At 63.9% G+C, this 17,211-nt stretch carries 15 protein-coding genes; 7 read left to right on the forward strand and 8 right to left on the reverse strand.

All coding sequences use genetic code 11. The features are described from left to right. Position 1: 1 nt before the first annotated feature. Positions 2-508: a ProQ/FINO family protein gene (locus H3H39_RS07060; RefSeq protein ID WP_182152672.1), complete on the reverse strand. Its 507-nt coding sequence runs from the start codon at positions 506-508 to the stop codon at positions 2-4. Between the two features lie 469 nt (positions 509-977). On the opposite strand from H3H39_RS07060, the gene rpoD reads away from it, so the two are divergent. Beyond that, the gene (gene rpoD / locus H3H39_RS07065; RefSeq protein WP_182152673.1) at positions 978-3,467 is read left to right on the forward strand and encodes an RNA polymerase sigma factor RpoD; all 2,490 of its coding nucleotides are present in this window, start codon (positions 978-980) and stop codon (positions 3,465-3,467) included. A 48-nt stretch (positions 3,468-3,515) separates the two neighbouring features. Here the strand turns inward: rpoD and H3H39_RS07070 are convergent, their stop codons facing one another. The 7 genes from H3H39_RS07070 to H3H39_RS07100 form a co-directional block, all read right to left on the reverse strand. Next, positions 3,516-4,706, reverse strand: coding sequence for an MFS transporter (locus tag H3H39_RS07070; protein WP_182152674.1), 1,191 nt, complete (start codon positions 4,704-4,706; stop codon positions 3,516-3,518). Next, positions 4,690-5,436 (reverse strand): DsbC family protein, encoded by a 747-nt coding sequence (locus tag H3H39_RS07075; RefSeq protein WP_182152675.1) that lies wholly within the window; start codon positions 5,434-5,436, stop codon positions 4,690-4,692. The genes H3H39_RS07070 and H3H39_RS07075 overlap by 17 nt, the downstream gene beginning before the upstream one ends. A gap of 20 nt (positions 5,437-5,456) precedes the next feature. After that, complete coding sequence (locus H3H39_RS07080; protein WP_182152676.1) at positions 5,457-6,449, reverse strand: hypothetical protein; 993 nt, start codon at positions 6,447-6,449, stop codon at positions 5,457-5,459. Between the two features lie 29 nt (positions 6,450-6,478). Next, complete coding sequence (locus H3H39_RS07085) at positions 6,479-7,009, reverse strand: nuclear transport factor 2 family protein (RefSeq protein ID WP_182152677.1); 531 nt, start codon at positions 7,007-7,009, stop codon at positions 6,479-6,481. Positions 7,010-7,078: 69 nt separating this feature from the next. After that, positions 7,079-8,026 carry a hypothetical protein gene (locus H3H39_RS07090; protein ID WP_182152678.1) on the reverse strand — a complete coding sequence of 316 codons (948 nt, stop codon included), beginning with the start codon at positions 8,024-8,026 and terminating at the stop codon, positions 7,079-7,081. Between the two features lie 464 nt (positions 8,027-8,490). Next, on the reverse strand, positions 8,491-8,880 hold the full coding sequence (locus H3H39_RS27785) for a diguanylate cyclase domain-containing protein (protein WP_229217916.1): 390 nt from the start codon (positions 8,878-8,880) through the stop codon (positions 8,491-8,493). Further along, positions 8,840-9,037 (reverse strand): hypothetical protein, encoded by a 198-nt coding sequence (locus H3H39_RS07100; protein ID WP_182152679.1) that lies wholly within the window; start codon positions 9,035-9,037, stop codon positions 8,840-8,842. Before H3H39_RS07100 ends, H3H39_RS27785 begins: the two co-directional genes overlap by 41 nt. A 362-nt stretch (positions 9,038-9,399) precedes the next feature. On the opposite strand from H3H39_RS07100, the gene nosZ reads away from it, so the two are divergent. Genes nosZ through H3H39_RS07130 form a run of 6 tightly spaced genes read left to right on the forward strand, consistent with a single transcriptional unit; the run spans position 9,400 to position 17,127 of the window. After that, the gene (nosZ, locus tag H3H39_RS07105; protein ID WP_182152680.1) at positions 9,400-11,343 is read left to right on the forward strand and encodes a TAT-dependent nitrous-oxide reductase; all 1,944 of its coding nucleotides are present in this window, start codon (positions 9,400-9,402) and stop codon (positions 11,341-11,343) included. A gap of 45 nt (positions 11,344-11,388) precedes the next feature. Next, positions 11,389-13,578: a 4Fe-4S binding protein gene (locus tag H3H39_RS07110; protein WP_375540414.1), complete on the forward strand. Its 2,190-nt coding sequence runs from the start codon at positions 11,389-11,391 to the stop codon at positions 13,576-13,578. 29 nt (positions 13,579-13,607) lie between these two features. After that, on the forward strand, positions 13,608-14,891 hold the full coding sequence (locus H3H39_RS07115; protein ID WP_375540408.1) for a nitrous oxide reductase family maturation protein NosD: 1,284 nt from the start codon (positions 13,608-13,610) through the stop codon (positions 14,889-14,891). Next, complete coding sequence (locus tag H3H39_RS07120; RefSeq protein ID WP_182152682.1) at positions 14,872-15,792, forward strand: ABC transporter ATP-binding protein; 921 nt, start codon at positions 14,872-14,874, stop codon at positions 15,790-15,792. Before H3H39_RS07115 ends, H3H39_RS07120 begins: the two co-directional genes overlap by 20 nt. After that, positions 15,776-16,600: an ABC transporter permease gene (locus H3H39_RS07125; protein WP_220461461.1), complete on the forward strand. Its 825-nt coding sequence runs from the start codon at positions 15,776-15,778 to the stop codon at positions 16,598-16,600. The genes H3H39_RS07120 and H3H39_RS07125 overlap by 17 nt, the downstream gene beginning before the upstream one ends. Then, the gene (locus H3H39_RS07130) at positions 16,597-17,127 is read left to right on the forward strand and encodes a nitrous oxide reductase accessory protein NosL (protein WP_182152683.1); all 531 of its coding nucleotides are present in this window, start codon (positions 16,597-16,599) and stop codon (positions 17,125-17,127) included. Before H3H39_RS07125 ends, H3H39_RS07130 begins: the two co-directional genes overlap by 4 nt. The last annotated feature ends 84 nt before the right edge of the window (positions 17,128-17,211 follow it).

A 17,211-nucleotide genomic window follows, 5' to 3' on the forward strand; every position in this document is an offset into this window, starting at 1 on the left:
CTCAACCTTTGCGCGAGAATTTCGCGGTCAGCTGATTGAGCTTGTCGGCGCGCACGCGGGCCGCTTCCTCGGCGGCGGCGGCGGCGCGCTCGGCCTTCTTGCGTTCCGCTTCCTTCTTGAAGCGTTCCTGCAGCACCTGGGTGGCGTGGGCGCGGTGGGTATCGGTCACTTCGGCGCCGGCGGTGCCGTCCAGGTCGTAACGCACCTTGGCCTTTTCCATCACTTTCAGGTAGCGCAGCGAACCGGTGTGGATGCCGAGCGCGGTGCGCATGGTCTTGCGGTCCAGGTCGGGCATGCGGGCCAGCAGTTGCTTGTCGATACCGATCGACAGCGGCAGGAAATCGCGGAAGGCCGGGAATTCCGTCTGCAGTTTTTTCAGCAGGCTGCGCGGGGACTGCGCCGGCGCGGCGGCGGTCGAGGCGGTGGTCGAAGCGGCGTTGGCGGGCGTCGTGGCGCCAGTCGTTTCAACGTCGCCGGCTGGCGGCAGGGGGGTGAGGCTAGTGTTCATCGAATCATAGGTTAAAGCGAGAGGCGCCAGCATATCATGCGTGCTCCATCAATGCAGTGCATTTCAAATCACCATGTCATTTCGACCACGTTTTTCAATCGAGCCGGGTAGGTGCTTTTGCGCGCCAAACCTTGTATAATGACTGACGCACCAAATGTAGGGTGGTGCGATTTCAGTTTGGTACAGGAAGATTTAACGGGGCGCTAGCCCTTGTTATGTGGTTTTTGGATAACAGATATTTGATTTATCAATTATCTTGATGTCTCGCGATACGGCATAATTTGCCCTCTCCTCTATTCTTCACTGAAAAATAGATCGAAGCCCGTTGATAGGTAGCGGGCTTTTTTTATTCCGCAGCTTCATCGTCAACTTTTATACAACATTGCTTAGCCAGGCGGACCGCATGCGGTGAGCGCCGGCCAATGGCATTGGGGTATGGACCCATGGGTCTCGCATAGAGAGAATTTTAATGACAAAAACGCCGAAAACTTTAACGTTGTCCGTCAAGGCTGCCCGCACCAGCTCCGCACCGCTGGTGGTGCCAAAGACGACTTTATCTTATGTCATCGAGAATGCGCAAGAGGCAGCGGGCAAAGTAACGGTAGTCAAGAAAAAGAGCTCGCGCCTGGCGGCGGTCGCCGCCGCCGAAGCCGTCACGGCTGAAGCGAGCGTGGCGACCGATGCGTCGGCCAAGGCGCCCACCGTCAAGGTGGCCCGCAAGGCTGGCGCCGCTTCGGCCGCCGTGTCGCTGGCCGCGCCGGCTGGCCCCAAGCCGGCCGCCGCGCCCAAGTCCAAACTGGTCAAGGCCAAGGCCGAGCCGGCCCCGGTGGTGATCGTGACGGCCGGTCCGGCCGTGAGCCAGGTGACCGACGCGGCCACGCTGGCCTCGATCGACACCTCCGGCTACCTGCTGCCGAGCGTGAAAGTGCCGGGCCGCCGTGGCCGTAAGCCGAGCGAATTCACGCCGGAAAACGATGAAGTGGCGGCACTGAACGCCGTTGAACGGGCCGAACTGAAGGCCGTCTCCAAGGCCCGCGAGCGCAAGGCCAAGGGTGGCGCCGCCGACATGCTGGGCCTGGACCCGAAAGCGTCGGCCGAAGACCTGGAACGCCGCCGCCAGCAGATCAAGAACCTGATCAACATGGGTAAGGAGCGCGGCTTCCTGACCTATGCCGAGATCAATGACCAACTGCCGGAAAACATCATCGATCCGGAAGCGATCGAAGGCATCATCGCCACCTTCAACGACATGGGCATCGCCATCTACGAGCGCGCCCCGGACGCTGAATCGCTGCTGCTGACCGATAGCGTGGCCACCGTGACCAGCGACGACGAAGTGGAGGCGGCCGCCGCCACCGCGCTGTCGACCGTCGATTCCGACTTCGGCCGCACCACCGACCCGGTGCGCATGTACATGCGTGAGATGGGCGCCGTGGCGCTGCTGACGCGCGAAGGCGAGATCGAGATCGCCAAGCGCATCGAAGGCGGCTTGAAGGACATGATCCAGGCTATTTCCGCTTGCCCCACCACGATCGCCGAGATCGTCGCGCTGGCCAAGAAGATCGAAGCCGACGAAATGAAGGTCGATGAGGTGGTGGACGGTTTCGTCGACCTCAATGAAGCCAACAACGCGCCCGCCGCCAGTACGGCCGCCGTCGCGTCGGACGACGACGAGGAAGAGGAAGTCGAGGAAGAGGAGGAGGACGGCGACGCCAATGGCGGCGCGGCCGGCTTCTCGACCGAACAACTGGTGCAGCTGAAGAAGGCAGCGCTGGAAAAATTCGCCGTCATCTCGGCCCAGTACGACAAGATGCGCAAGGCCTCGGGCGGCTACGGCTCCAAGGGCTATGTGGCGGCGCAGGAAGCGATCTCCAACGAACTGCTGGAAATCCGCTTCACGGCCAAGGTGGTGGAAAAGCTGTGCGACACGCTGCGCGGCCAGATGGAAGAAGTGCGCCACATCGAGCGCGCCGTGCTGGAGCTGTGCGTGAACAAATGCGGCATGCCGCGCGCCCACTTCATCAAGGTCTTCCCCGGCAATGAGTGCGACCTGGACTGGGTTGACCTGGAAGTCGATTGCGCCTACCCGTACAGCGCGGTGCTGGGCCGTAACGTGCCGGCCGTGAAAGAGCTGCAGAAGAAGATGATCGACCTGCAGGCGCGCGTGGCGCTGCCGCTGGCCGACCTGCGCAAGATCAACAAGCAGATGGCGGCCGGCGAGAAGCGTGCCCGTCAGGCCAAGCGTGAAATGACGGTGGCCAACCTGCGTCTGGTGATCTCGATCGCGAAGAAGTACATCAACCGCGGCCTGCAATTCCTCGACCTGATCCAGGAAGGTAACATCGGCCTGCTGAAGGCGGTGGACAAGTTCGAATACCGCCGCGGCTACAAGTTCTCGACCTACGCCACGTGGTGGATCCGCCAGGCCATCACCCGCTCCATCGCCGACATGGCGCGCACCATCCGCGTGCCGGTGCACATGATCGAGACGATCAACAAGATGAACCGCATCTCGCGCCAGATCATGCAGGAAACGGGCAGCGAGCCGGATCTGGCCACGTTGGCCGTCAAGATGGAAATGCCGGAAAACAAAGTGCGCGAAATCATGAAGATCGCCAAAGAGCCGATCTCGATGGAAACGCCGATGGGCGAGGATGGCGATTCGCAGCTGGGCGACTTCATCGAAGACAACACCACGCTGGCACCGCTGGACGCTGCGCTGCACGCCTCGATGCGCAACGTGATCAAGGAAGTGCTGGATTCGCTGACCCCGCGCGAAGCGAAAGTGCTGCGCATGCGCTATGGCGTGGAAATGTCGAACGACCACACGCTGGAAGAAGTGGGCAAGCAGTTCGACGTGACGCGCGAACGTATCCGTCAGATCGAAGCGAAGGCCATGAGCAAGCTGCGCCAGCCATCGCGTTCGGACAAGCTGAAGACCTTCCTGACCACGCACTAGGCGCGGCAGGCGGTAGTAAAGAGAAGGGAGGCGCGAGCCTCCCTTTTTTCATGTCCGGCCGCCGCGGGTGGTTATAAACACGATGATGGCGGCCAGCGACAGCAGGGCCGCCGCGCCAAAGGTCCAGGTGGGGGCTATGCTCCACAGCGCGCCCGCCAGCAGCGACGCCGGCAGGTACAGCACGCCCGTCACGAAGCTGTAGATGCCGATGGCCGAGGCGCGCCGCTCCGGTTCCAGATCGGCGATGTAGGCTTTGCTTTGCGCATCCTCGATCGCGTAGAACAGGCCATACACGCCGAAGGCTGCCACCAGCTCCCACCGCGCATGGGCCAGCGCCAGCCACACGTTGAGCAGGCCGTGCACCAGGTAGCCCAGTACGACGATATGACGGCGGCCGATGCGGTCGCCCAGCCGCCCCACGGACGGTGCGGCCAGCACGCAAGTGACGTTGAAGAAGGCGTACAGCAGCACGATGTCCGTCACGCCAAAGCCCACGTCGTGCGCCTTCAACAGCAGGAAGCCCAGGCTGTAATAGGCCAGGGCGAACAGCCCGCCCGGCAGCAGGAAACGCTTGAAGCCGGGGCTGAGCGCGTGCCAGTTGCGCCATACGCTTTCGCGCGCGTGGGGCGTGGCGGGGCGATCCTTCACCGTGGCCAGCACGGCCATGCTGACGATGGCCGGCACCACGGCCACCCAGAACAGCAGCCGGTAGGCGCCGCCCGATTCGCCCAGCCATTTCAGCAGTGCCCACGCCACCAGCGGGCCCACCACGGCGCCCGATTTGTCCAGCGCCTTGTGCACGCCGAACGCGTAGCCGCGCCGCGCCGGCGTGGCGATGGCCGACAGCCAGGCGTCGCGCGGCGGGCCGCGAAAACCCTTGCCCAGCCGCTCGATCACGCGGAACAGGCTCAAGCCCGTGATGGCGGTACTCACCAGCAGGATGGTCTTGGCCAGCGTGGAAAAACCGTAACCGGCCAGCACCAGCGCCTTGCGCCCGCCGCTGCGGTCGGACAGCCAGCCCGACAGGTAGTTGAGCGAGGAGGCGGAAAAGTCGGCCAGGCCTTCGATCAGTCCCAGCAGCGCGCTGGAGGCGCCGGCCACGGTGGTGAAGAAGATGGCGAACACGGAGAAGATCATCTCCGAACTGAGGTCGGTCAGGAAGCTGACCAGCCCCAGTTTGAGGATGTCGGGATGCAGGCCGCGCCAGCCGGGCGCCGGGGTGTCAATGCGCTCCGGCATCACTGTGTGGTTTGAGGGCGGCCGTCAGGCGGCCTTCGAGCGCGCGCAGGTCGAATGCATTGCCGGTGCGGGTGCCGTCCGCGAAGTAGACGGTGGGCGTGCCGATCACGTGCAACTGCTTGCCCAGCGCGAGCACCTGCTCGTGCGGCGCCGTGCAGCCGGCAGGTGCGGCGGGCGCTGGCTTGCTATCCTCGATCCACGCCTGCCAGGCTTGGGCGCGGTCGGCCGCGCACCAGATATCGCGCGACTTGACGGCTGAATCGTTGGACAGGATGTCGAGCAGGAAGGTGTAGATGGTGACGTTGTCGATGTCCTTGAGCGTCTGGTGCAGCTTGCGGCAGTAGGGGCAGTTGGGATCTTCGAACACGGCCATCACGCGCTTGCCGTCGCCGCGCACGGTCTTGATGGCGTTCTCCAGCGGCAGGTCGCGAAAGCGGATGGTGGCCAGCTGGTCGGCGCGGGCGCGCGTCAAGTCCTGGTAGGTGCCGGTGTCGACCACCTTGCCGACGAACAGGTACCTGGCGTTTTCGTCCGTGTAGAACACGTCGCCGTTGGTGCGCACTTCGTACAGGCCGGCATAGGGTGTCTTGCTGACGCCATCGACCTTGATGTTGACGCCCATGCGCGGTTCAATCAGGGTGTGGATGCGCGCTTCGGTGGGCGTTTCCGCGCCGGCCTGGGCCAGCGCCGGCAGGGCGGTGACGAGCAGCAGCGCTATCTTGTGCTTCATGTGCAGTCCTTCTCGTGTGGTCATTCGATGCCGCTGGCGCGCGCGCGCAGGCGCTCGCCTTCGGTGGGAAACAGTTCGGTGCGCAGCGCTTCCAGCTTGCGGCGGCGTGCTTCGCCCGGGCTGGCGGCGTCCCCTTGCAATTGGCCGGCGGCTGCACGGTAGCGCGCGTAGTGCAGGCGCCACTGCCGCTCCTCGGCGGCCGCCGTTTCGTAAGAGCGGGTGGCGTCGCGCACCACCTCGGCCAGCTCGGCGTCGCGCGCGGCTTGTGCCGTGGTGCCGTGCAGGCGTTGCTGGCGCAGCGTGTTGGAATCGGTTTCGGCGTCGGAATCGGAACCGAACCCGGAACCGGGGCGGCCGGCGCGGGCGGAGGTGTCGCCGTCACGCACGCGCAGTTCGGCCACGGCTTCCAGCAGCACTTCATCGTCGTCGCCGAACCAGGCTCGTTGCAGGACCGCCGGGAAGTTTTGCTGGCGTAGCCGTGCACGCTGCGCCTGCCAGTTGGCCAGCCGTTCCGTTTGCTGCGCGTCGGGTACGGCGCCAGACGCCAGCGTCAGTTGTTGGCGCGCCAGCAGCTCGTCGTGGGCGCGCACGTAGGCCAGGTAAGGCGTGAGCAGCGCCTCGGCCTGGGCGGCGGTGGCGGCCGGCAAGCGCTGCTTCAGGTAGGCGCGCAGCTGGGTGGCGCGCGCGGCCAGGTCGGCGCCGTCGCTGCGGATCAGGAAATAGTCGAAACTGGCGCGCAGCTGGCGGTTGGCCACCAGTTGGCCGCCATCGCCGATGGTGAAACCGTCCGGCGGCAGGTCGTCCGTGTCCAGGTCGAGGGCGGCGTTGTGGGGCGCGCCGCCCAGTGCGCCGGGGCCGATGGCGTCTTTCCAGGCCGCGGCGGCGCGCGTGCCTGAGCCACTGTCACTGGACGTATCGGCTGGCGTGGCCGTCTGCCAGTACCAGATCAGGCCGGCGCTGGCCACTGCGGCGGCCAGGTAGCCACCTTGGCGGAGATAGGAGCTCAGGTGCATGGACGGCTCGCCGCGGTGAGGCGCGGGGTTCAGATCTTTTTGTCGACGGCCGGCGGGCCAGGTTCGGCGCCCGGCACGGCCTTGGCGCCGGCCTGCACCGGCGCGGCATAGCGGGTCACCACCTGCCAGCCATTGTCGCCTTGCTTCCAGGTGTCGATCACGAACACTTGCTGGGGCAGGGGGCTGGTCTTGGGCACGTCCAGCTTCCACAGGAAACTCACCACCATCAGCGGGCCGTATTCATGCACGGCCATTTGTTCAATGCGTGACTCGAACGGGGCGCCCGATTGCGCCTGTTTCAGCCACGCGGCGCGGGCCGTGGGGCGGCCGGGAGCGGCCGAGGTGCGCAGTTCGAAATTGTCGGCCACCAGCCGGTTCAGGGCGTCCGTGTCGTGCTGGCGAACGGCTTGTAGCCAGTCCTCTTCCAGCTCGGAGAATTGTTTCACCGTCAGCGTCACGGTGGGGACTACGCGTTGTTGCGCTTCGGCGGCCAGCGCCGGCGGGCCAGCCAGGGACAGCAGAGTAAGCGAGGTCGCTAGCGTCAGGGCGTGCTTGTGCATACGTGTTCCGGTAAGAATGGCCGCCGCATCGAGCGCGCGGCGGCCCTGCATCATGCTACACCTTCTGGCTTAGGGATATTGCATGGTGCATGCCTGGGTCGGCTGCAGTACCCAGTTCTGCTGGATCAGGTACTTCAGGCCGCCCATGGTCACGTTGTACTTGGCGCCGTTGGCGGCGGTCGACGTGGTGCCGAAGGTCCACGCGCATTTGTCGCCGTTCTCCATGCCGCTTTGCAGCGAGTACCAGGCGTTGCCGTCCGGGTCGGTGACGGCTTCTTCCAGTTCGTGCGCGAAGATGCTGGCCATGGCGTCGGCGCCCGGGGTGTTGTTCGGGCTGGGTGTATTGGCGCCGCAGGCCGACGGGCACTGGGTTTCCGGATTGCCCACGAAGGCGTACTTGATGTTCTGGCCGCTCACGGTGGTGTTGGTATGCCAGCCGCAGTACTGGGTGCAGAAGCCGGAGGTGGCCGTGGTGGCGCTGTCGGTCATCACGAAGTAGACGGCGTTGCTGTCCAGCGGCAGGGCGCCGGACGAGATGGCGCTGGTGACCACGGTCTGGATGTTGGCGTCCGTCAGCTTGGTGCCCAGGGTGCCGGCATTGGTGATGCTGCCGGCCAGCTTGACGCTGTTGCTCACGTGGGTGTTGCTGCCATTGTAGTAGGTGGTGTTGATGTTGAAGTAGGGCGAACCGCCGATGCTTTGCGCCAGCGTGGACAGCACGCTCTTCGATGCGGGGCCGTTGCCGGTATCCCAGTTGCTGCCGTACCAGATGTAATAGACGTTGGTGTTGGGCGCCACCATCACGGGGCCGCCCTGGTAGGTCAGGTTGGAGGTGCGGCGGGCCTTGAGTGTGGCCGCCTTTTCCGGATGGCTCATGGAGTCCAGGTCCAGCTCGCCCCAGCCTTTGCCGGTCGGTTTGAAGATGGAGTCCTTGGACTCCTTGATCACGCCCGCATGGGCGGCGGTGGCGCATGCCAGGCTGGCGGCGAGCAACGTAAGTTTGAGGCGCAATGTCATTTTGACTTCTCCAATGGGGTGGAACATCAAAGGTGTCCTGGTGGCGGACAAGCTGCTCTTACTCCGCTGTCAACATGCTGTCGTGAATCAACGAGCGTGAGTATATTTTAACGCTCTCGACGGTTGGCGAGCGCTAAAAAATAGGCAACAACACACGATCTCTTGCCATCAAGAGACGGTTATTGCTAGGCGTTAAATAAATTGTGGCGGCGCGGTGTGGCTACGCAGGGGGGAGTTGGGACAGACGGACAAGATGGGAAGACTGCGATGCGCGGATGGTGCCTGTAGCGGTACTCAAGGTGCTCAACAGCATGTGTTTCTCCCGATGAGATTGTGCGGCACTGCGGTTGCGCTTGTGGCGCGAGCAGATTTCATTGTTATGGTGTTGCTTTGCTGCGATGTTGTGAGTTCATTTTACTGAAAGATTTTATATTTGCTATCGTTTTCGTGGCTCTGTTGGGAAATTAATACAGTTGAAGATGGCGAGCGGGCCAAGTCCGGCCGGGCACGGCGGCTGGCCATGGTTCAATCAGCCCGTCCATATCGATGCACAGCATGCCGAATCGTTCATGCCGGCGTTCGGCCTGGGCGATGCTATGCCGTAGCCTGTCGTAGTAGAGCGCCCGGTTGGCGACATTGGCGAGCGCATCATGCGCGCCGGTGGCGTGGGTGAGGGCCTGGGCGCCTTCGCACACCAGCGCCATCACGCCGCCAAGGTCCAGGCCGCAGCGGGCGATTTCCGTATGAGTTCGTATCACCTCGAGCAGGGTGGCCGTATCAAGGCGTAGGAACTGCCAGCCGTGCGGCGCCGCGCTATTGCTTGTTTTTGGGACGGCGCACTTTCGGCGCGCCAAACAGCGCTTCCACCATGGGGTCGCGGCGGGCGATGGCGCGGCTGGCGCGCACGGGGTAGATCACGTCGTCGACCAGGCGGTGGATGCGGGTGCCGTCGCGGTCTATCGTGATGTTGAGGGCCGATTCACGGCCGGGGCGTGGTACATGCTGGTTCATCAGACGCACTTCCTCTTTCATGGCGCCCGGCGCTGCCTGCGGTATCGGAGCGGTAGGCGAGCGGCCATGCTACGGCACGCGCGGCCCCGCGCGCAATACACCGTCCGCTGCGCGCACCTAGTCACTATGGCCTAGCTCCGCTAGTTCGGTTGCTGCCGCCCGCCCCACTATTCACCGATAGCGCGGGCGTGCCGCGCTCCCTACACTGACCAGGTCGTTCAGTGCCTTGCAGGCTTGAAATTCCTTGATGCAGATCATTCAACTTTGCCTAGGGGAAGCAAGACAATATGCGCTGGCCCGGGACCACGCGTGCAGCGTGGTAACCCACCGAACCGATGTAAGCACACTCAGGAGAAAAAAAGATGGATAGGGATAGCAGCAACAAGGCAGGCAAGGAACTGGATACCGAAGTCGTCAACGCACGCCGCGGTTTCCTCGGCAAGAGCGCGGCGCTGGGCCTGGCTGGCGCCACGCTGGGGCTGGCTGGCTGCAAGGAAGAAGGTAGCGCGCCCAAGGGCAGCGCCTCCGCATCCGCGTCGGCTGCGGCCAAAGGCGCCGGCGGCCATGAGATCGCACCGGGCCAGCTGGATGACTACTATGCCTTCACCAGCGCCGGCCACGGCGGCGAAGCGCGCGTGATCGGCCTGCCATCGGGCCGTACGCTGAAACGCATCCCCGTGTTCAACGTCGATTGCATGGTCGGCTGGGGTATCACCAACGAATCGAAAAAAATCATGGGCACCAAGGCCGATGGTTCGCTCGAATACATCACGGGCGACACCCACCACGTGCACGCCAGCTACAAGGACGGCACCTATGACGGCCGTTTCATGTGGGTCAACGACAAGATCCACTCGCGCCTGGCCCGTATCCGCATGGACACGATGGAATGCGACAAGATCACCAAGCTGCCGAACGTGATGGGCTTCCACGGCATGTTCCCGGACAAGTGCGATCCGGTCGATCCTAAGATCAACTACTCCACCCGCGTGTTCTGCGGCGCCGAATTCCACATCCCGCTGCCCAACGACGGTCACGACCTGAACGATCCAAGCAAGTGGGGCGCGCTGTTCAGCTGCGTCAACGTCGACTCCATGGAAGTGATGTGGCAAGTGCGCGTGGACGGCAATATGGACCTGGTGGCCACCTCGTACGACGGTAAGCTGGCCGCCTCCAACCAGTACAACACGGAAAACGCACACGACCTGACCGGCATGATGTCGTCCGAGCGCGACGCCTGCGTATTCTTCGACGTGGCCCGTATTGAAGCGCTGGTCAAGGCTGGCAAGTTCACCACCATCGGCTCCTCCAAGGTGCCAGTGGTCGACGGCCGCAAAGCCGCCAACCCCGATCCAAAAACCTCCATCACCTGCTACGTGCCGGTCGGCAAGAACCCGCACGGCGTGAACGCCAGCCCGGACGGCAAGTACTTCGTCTGCTCCGGCAAACTGTCGCCTACCGCCACCGTGATCGACCTGTCGCTGGTGCACAAGTGGTTCGCAGGCGAACTGAAGACCGAGCGCGACGCCGTGGTGGCGGAACCGGAAATCGGCCTGGGCCCACTGCACACGGCATTCGACGGCCGCGGCAACGCCTACACCTCGCTGTTCCTGGACAGCCAGTGCGTGAAATGGAACGTGGACGCCGCCATCGCTCAATTCAAGGGTGACAAGAACGCCAAGGTCATCATCGAGAAGATGGACGTGCACTACCAGCCTGGCCACAACTACGCTTCGATGGGTGAAACCAAGGAAGCGGACGGCAAGTACCTGAACTCGGGTAACAAGTTCTCCAAAGACCGTTTCCTGCCGGTCGGCCCGCTGCATCCGGAAACGGAACAGCTGATCGACATCAGCGGTTCGGCCATGAAACTGGTGGCCGACCACACGGCTTACTCGGAACCGCACGACGGTATCATCGTGCGCCGCGACGTGGTCAAGACGCGCCAGATCTACAACATGGACGACTTCCCGAACGCGGTCAAGCAAGAGAACGCCGGTATCACCCGCCAGGGCAATAAAGTGACCGTGCGCATGATGTCGGTGGCACCGAACTACAGCCTGCCTGAGATCAAGATCAAGAAGGGCGACGAAGTGACGCTCATCCTGACCAACCACGACAAGGTGGAAGACTTGACCCACGGTTGCGCGATCCCGACCTACAACATCAACTTCATCGTCAACCCACAGGAGACCAAGTCGGTCACCTTCAAGGCTGACCATGCGGGCGCGTACTGGATCTACTGCACCCACTTCTGCCACGCGCTGCACCTGGAAATGCGCAGCCGTCTGCTGGTAGAAGCGTAACAAGCAGGGCGTACGATGACAATTCGTTTTCGTTTGCCCCGCGCCGTGCGGCACTGTCTGGTGCTGCTCGGCGTCGCATGGACCGTGTTGTGCGCCGCACCGGCGCACGCCACGGTCTACGACGCCGAGCTGCCCGCGCAGATGCTGCACGGCCCGGACCTGTGCGCCTACGCGCCATGCGCGGACGTACTGCCGCAAGCCACCCGTTTTTCGCAGCGCAAAGGTGCGCCAGCCTACGTGGAAGCGTGGGGCGCCGGCGCCGACAAGCACGAGAAATTGCTCGGCTATGTATTCCTGTCGACCGACGTGGTCGATATTCCCGCTTATTCCGGCAAACCCGTTGTGACCCTGATCGGCATGGACCGCCAGGGCGTGATCACGGGGGTGCGCGTACTGAAACACTCCGAACCTATCCTGCTGGCCGGTATTCCCGAGTCGGCACTGCTCAAATTCATCGGCCAGTATGTGGGCCGCAAGGGTGACGCCAAGCTGGAGATCGGCCATGGCGACGCGTCCACCGGCGCCGTCGGCCTGGACGCCATCAGCGGCGCCACCGTCACCGCCATCGCGGAAAACCAGGTCATTTCGCGCAGCGCCTATGAAATCGGGCGCCAGGTCGGCATCTTCACTTCGGCCGCGCGTCCGTCGGCCCACTTCACGCCGCTCAACGAGCGCCTGAACTGGAGCAAGCTGGCCGCCGAAGGCAGCATCGGCCACCTGCTGGTGCCGGCTTCCGAAGTGGGCGCCAGCGACAGCGGCGGTCCCTACATGGACCTGTATTTCGGTTACCTCAATGTGCCCACCATCGGCAACAGCATCCTGGGCGAGCATGGCTACCAGCGCCTGATGGAGGACCTCAAGCCCGATGAACACGCGATCTTCCTGATCGCCAAAGGCCAGACGTCATTCAAGGGTTCCGGCTTCGTGCGGGGCGGTATCTATGACCGCATCCAGGTGCGGCAAGACCCCGTCACCTTCACCTTCCGCGACACGGACTACCTGAACCTGTACCGGTTGCAGCCGTCGGACGTGCCCGAGTTCAAGGAATCGGCGATCTTCATCGTGCGCTCCAAGGACTTCAACCCGGCCTGGCCATGGCAGCTCACCATGCTGGCCAACAAACCGGACCCTGAGCACGGCGGCAAGACCTTCGTCCACTTCGACCAGCAGTACTGGCTGGCCGACCGCTACCTGGAAGGTGGCCGGCCCAACGTGGTGCAGCCGGAAGCGGCCTGGAAAGCCTTGTGGCGTAACAACGCCCTGGTCGGCGCCGCCTTCGTGGCGTTGCTGGGCGCGGCCGCGTTCTGGTATGCGCGCCGCGACAAGCTGGTGCGCGCCTCGAACCGCAAGCACAAACCGTTGATCAGCGGCCCCCGCACGGCGCTGTGGATCGCCAGCGTGTTCTTCTTCGGCTTCTACCTGAAGGCCCAGCCCAGCATCACCCAGATCATGACGTGGTTCCACTCCATCCTGCATCAATGGAAGTGGGAGCTGTTCCTGTCCGATCCATACATCTTCACGTTCTGGTGGTTCATCATCGGCACCGTGCTGCTGTGGGGCCGTGGCCTGTTCTGTGGCTGGCTGTGCCCGTTCGGTTCGCTGCAGCACCTGGCATTGAAGTTCGGCGCCATCATCGGCCTGAAAAAATACCAGCGCCTGCTGCCCAAGGCTTTGCACGACAAGCTCAAATGGATCAAGTACGGCGTGTTCTTCGTGCTGCTGGGCGTGTCGTTCTATTCGATGGAAATGGCCGAGAAGCTGGCCGAGATCGAGCCGTTCAAGACCACCTTCCTGGTGGGCGTGTGGAACCGCACATGGCCGTTCTGGATCTTCGTCGGCGGCATCCTGGGCTTGTCCATGATCAGCGAGCGGCCGTACTGCAAGTACATCTGCCCGATGGGCGCCGGCCTGGCCATCCCGAGCAAGTTCCGCCTGTTCGGCCTGAAGCGCAAAGCCGAATGCCAGACCTGCCATGCTTGCGCGGCCGGTTGCGGCTCGCACGCGATCGACAAGAACGGCAAGATCGACCAGATGGAATGCCTGTTGTGCCTGGACTGCATGGTCATGTATTACGACGACCACGCCTGCCCACCGCTGGTCAAGGAACGCAAGCGGCGTACGGTGGCTGGCGAGGCCCTCACGCCCATCAACGATCAGGGATATTTCATTTCCCTCGACAGTTTGCGCAGCACCCTGAAAGAGCGGCGTCCCGCCGCTGGGCAGGGGGCGCTGTGAACTCGCACAGACGAGGCGAGACGCGGCCGGTGTTAACGCGCCGGTTGCGGGTCTGGCTGCTGGCGTGTGCCAGCGGCCTCGCCATCCTGGGCACGGCGGCCGATGGGGCGGCCGCCGTGTTGCGGGTAACGCCGGGCCAGTCCATCGCGGCGGCCGTGGCGCGCGCCGCGCCCGGCGACACGGTGCAGGTGGAACGGGGCGATTATCGGGAAAACCTGCGCATCGACAAACCGCTCACGCTGCGCGGTCTGGATCACCCCACCCTCAGCGGCGGTGGCAAGGACGACGTGATCCGCGTGACGGCCAAGGATGTCACCATCGCCGGTTTCAACGTGCGCGACAGCGGCGTCAGCCTGGATGCCCAGAACGCCGGCATCTACGTGTTTCCCGGCGCCGACCGCGTCACCATCGCCGATTGCGCGCTGGTATTCAACCTGTTCGGCATCTGGCTGGAAAAATCGGACGATGCGCAAGTGCTGCGCAACACCATCACCGGCCGGCGCGACATGATGTCGGCCGCGCGCGGCAACGGCATCCAAGTCTACAATACGCGCGGCGCGCAAATCATCGACAATAACATCAGCTTCACCCGCGACGGCATCTACGTGGACGTGTCGCGCGATGCCCTGTTCCGGGGCAATAAGATCCACCACGTGCGCTATGGCACCCACTACATGAACACCAACCACAGCACGTGGGAAAACAACGAGTCCTACCTGAACCGGGGCGGCCTGGCCCTGATGGAAGTGCGCAACCTGATCGTGCGCAACAACGTCGCCTGGGGCAATGCGGACCACGGCATCATGCTGCGCACCATCCAGGATTCGCTGATCGAACACAACGTGGTGGCCGGTAACGGGCGCGGCTTTTTCATCTACGACGCGGAATACAACGTGGTGCGCGACAACCTGGTGAGCCACAACCGCACCGGCGTGCACCTGTCGGCCGGCTCCTCGAACAATGAAGTGGACGGCAACGACTTCATCGGCAACGAGGAGCAGGTCAAGTTCGTCGCCGCGCGCGACGTGGAGTGGGGCCGCAAGCGCGGCAACTACTGGAGCAACTACAGTGGCTGGGACCAGGATGGCGACGGCGTGGGCGACGTGCCCTACGAAGCGAACGACCTGGTGGACCGCCTGAACTGGCAGTACCCGCTGGTCAAGCTGGTGCTGACCAGCCCCTCGGTGCAGACGCTGCGTTTCGTGGCGCGCCAGTTCCCGCTGCTGCGCGCGCCGAGCATCGTCGACCGCCATCCCCGCACCCACCCACTGAACCCCAACTGGAGACGCTGGAATGACATCCTCCCCCATTGAACTGGCGCAGGTCAGCAAGTCCTTCGGCGCCGTGCAGGCGCTGCGGGGTGTGTCGCTGACCGTGGCCCCGGGCGAAATGTTCGGCCTGATCGGCCACAACGGCGCCGGCAAGAGTACCTTGTTCAAATTGATGCTGGGCTTGTTGCCGGCCACCTCCGGCACCGTGCGCGTGCAAGGCGTGGACACGGCCAGCCCGGAATTTCGCCAGGTGCGGCGCCGCATCGGCTATCTGCCGGAAAGCTTCGTCACCTATGACAACCTGACGGGACTGGAAGTGCTGCACCTGTTCGCCGACCTCAAACACGTGCCGCGCAGCGCCTGCGCCGGCGTGCTGGAGCAGGTGGGCATGAGCCTGGCCGCCGGCCGCCGCGTGCACACCTATTCCAAGGGCATGCGCCAGCGCCTCGGTTTCGCGCAAGCCTTGCTGGGCGACCCGGACCTGATTTTCCTGGACGAACCGACCAACGGCCTGGACCCGGAAGGCATCGCCGACTTCTACCGCATCCTGCGTGAGGTACGTGAGCGCGGCTCCACCATCGTCATCACCTCCCACATCCTGGCCGAGATCCAGGACCGGGTCGACCGCCTGGTCATCATGCACTCGGGGAAAATCGCCGAGCAAGGCACGCTGGCCCAGCTGCGTTCGCGCATGGTGCTGCCGTCGCAGATCGTGGCCACGCTGCGCCCCGGCACGGCGGACCAATTGCAGGCCGCGCTGGCGCCGCTGGACGGCCCGGAGCTGCGGCTCGATGGCGCCAAGGCCACCATCGCCTGCCAGTCCGGCGAGAAGATGGCCGTGCTGGCGGTGCTGGCCAAGCTGGCGCTGGACGTGACCATCCATGAACCCACACTGGAACAACTGTTTCTCGGCCACGGAGGCGCCCATGTCCACGCGCATTGAATGGTCCCAGGTATGGGTCATCGCCAGCAAGGAATGGCGCGACCGCCTGCGCAACCGCTGGGTGCTGGCCGTGGCCGTCATCTTCGCGCTGTTCGCGCTGGCGATCGCCTATTTCGGCGCGGCCCAGCAGGGCGAGGTGGGCTTCCATGGCGTGGACGCCACGGTGGCCAGCCTGGTCAGCCTGGTGATCTACCTGGTGCCGCTGATCGCCCTGATCCTCGGCTACGACGCCATCGTCGGCGAGCGCGAGCGCGGCTCGCTGGAATTGCTGCAATCGATGCCCATCACGCGGGCTGAAATCTTGCTGGGTAAATACCTGGGCCTGGCTGGCGCGCTGGCCGGCGCCACGGTGGTCGGTTTTGGCGCCGGCTTGCTGCCGCTGTCGGCCGAACTGACGGTGCGCGACGGTTACCACTACGCCGGTTTCGTGCTCAGCGCCGTGTTGATGGGCATGGCCTTCCTCAGCATTTCCGTGCTGCTGTCCGTGATCGCCAGCGACCGCGTGCGCGCCAGCGGCGCCGCCATCGGCCTGTGGTTCTTCTACGTGCTGATCTTCGACTTGCTGCTGATGGGCGCGCTCGTGATGAGCCAGGGCAACCTGAGCAGCGCCCTGTTCGGCGCCATCCTCATGCTCAATCCGGCCGACGTATTCCGCCTGCTCAATATTTTCAGCTCGGAGCAGGTGCAGACCATGTATGGCCTGTCGACCGTGATGCCGGGCGCGCTCACCAATCCACTGGTGCTGCTGGCCATCATGTTGGCCTGGATCGTTGTGCCATTCTTTATCGCAATCAGGAGATTCAAATGAAGTTCACCACTCTGGCGGCACCCGCCGCCCGCCGCGCCCTGTTCGTGAGCGTGCTGCTGCTGGCGGCCTGCACGCCCAACCCGACGAAAGTGGCGGCCCAGGAACCGGGCGCCGACACGGCCTGCGCACTGGACGGCATGGTGCTGCGCGACTTCCCCGGCCCCAAGGCCCAGATCCAGTTCGCCGAGGGCAAGCCTGATTTCTATTGCGACCTGATGGAATTGTTCGCCGTGGTGCTGGGCGCCGAGCAGAAGCGGGTCGTGGCCGGCATGTACGTGCAGGATATGAGCAAGGCCGACTGGGACCACCCAAGCGGCAACTGGATCGAAGCGCGCAGCGCCTTTTACGTGACGGGCAGCCGCAAGCAGGGCTCGATGGGCCCCACCTTCGGCGCCTTCGCCACCTTGCAGGGGGCGCAGGACTTCGCGGCCGCCCAGGGCGGCAAGGTGTTGCGCTTCGAGCAGATCAGTCGTGATATGGTGAGCATGGGTGGCAGCGCCGCCCATGACAACGCCATGTCGCACTGAGAGAGGGGGCAATCATGCGTTGACCTTCCACTTTGCATCGCCCCCTGGTTTATTTTTTTGTTTTTTTATTTGAGAGTCTATCCC

It is taken from the genome of Rugamonas apoptosis, assembly GCF_014042355.1.
In the GTDB taxonomy this organism is placed as follows: domain Bacteria; phylum Pseudomonadota; class Gammaproteobacteria; order Burkholderiales; family Burkholderiaceae_D; genus Rugamonas; species Rugamonas apoptosis.

Coding starts and splice junctions, on each gene's coding strand:
- H3H39_RS07125 (WP_220461461.1), top strand. CDS start 15,776: ATGTCCACGCGCATTGAATGGTCCCAGGTATGGGTCATCGCCAGCAAG.
- nosZ (WP_182152680.1), top strand. CDS start 9,400: ATGGATAGGGATAGCAGCAACAAGGCAGGCAAGGAACTGGATACCGAA.
- H3H39_RS07085 (WP_182152677.1), bottom strand. CDS start 7,009: ATGCACAAGCACGCCCTGACGCTAGCGACCTCGCTTACTCTGCTGTCC.
- H3H39_RS07100 (WP_182152679.1), bottom strand. CDS start 9,037: ATGAACCAGCATGTACCACGCCCCGGCCGTGAATCGGCCCTCAACATC.
- rpoD (WP_182152673.1), top strand. CDS start 978: ATGACAAAAACGCCGAAAACTTTAACGTTGTCCGTCAAGGCTGCCCGC.
- H3H39_RS07060 (WP_182152672.1), bottom strand. CDS start 508: ATGAACACTAGCCTCACCCCCCTGCCGCCAGCCGGCGACGTTGAAACG.
- H3H39_RS07080 (WP_182152676.1), bottom strand. CDS start 6,449: ATGCACCTGAGCTCCTATCTCCGCCAAGGTGGCTACCTGGCCGCCGCA.
- H3H39_RS07070 (WP_182152674.1), bottom strand. CDS start 4,706: ATGCCGGAGCGCATTGACACCCCGGCGCCCGGCTGGCGCGGCCTGCAT.
- H3H39_RS07090 (WP_182152678.1), bottom strand. CDS start 8,026: ATGACATTGCGCCTCAAACTTACGTTGCTCGCCGCCAGCCTGGCATGC.
- H3H39_RS07130 (WP_182152683.1), top strand. CDS start 16,597: ATGAAGTTCACCACTCTGGCGGCACCCGCCGCCCGCCGCGCCCTGTTC.
- H3H39_RS07075 (WP_182152675.1), bottom strand. CDS start 5,436: ATGAAGCACAAGATAGCGCTGCTGCTCGTCACCGCCCTGCCGGCGCTG.
- H3H39_RS07120 (WP_182152682.1), top strand. CDS start 14,872: ATGACATCCTCCCCCATTGAACTGGCGCAGGTCAGCAAGTCCTTCGGC.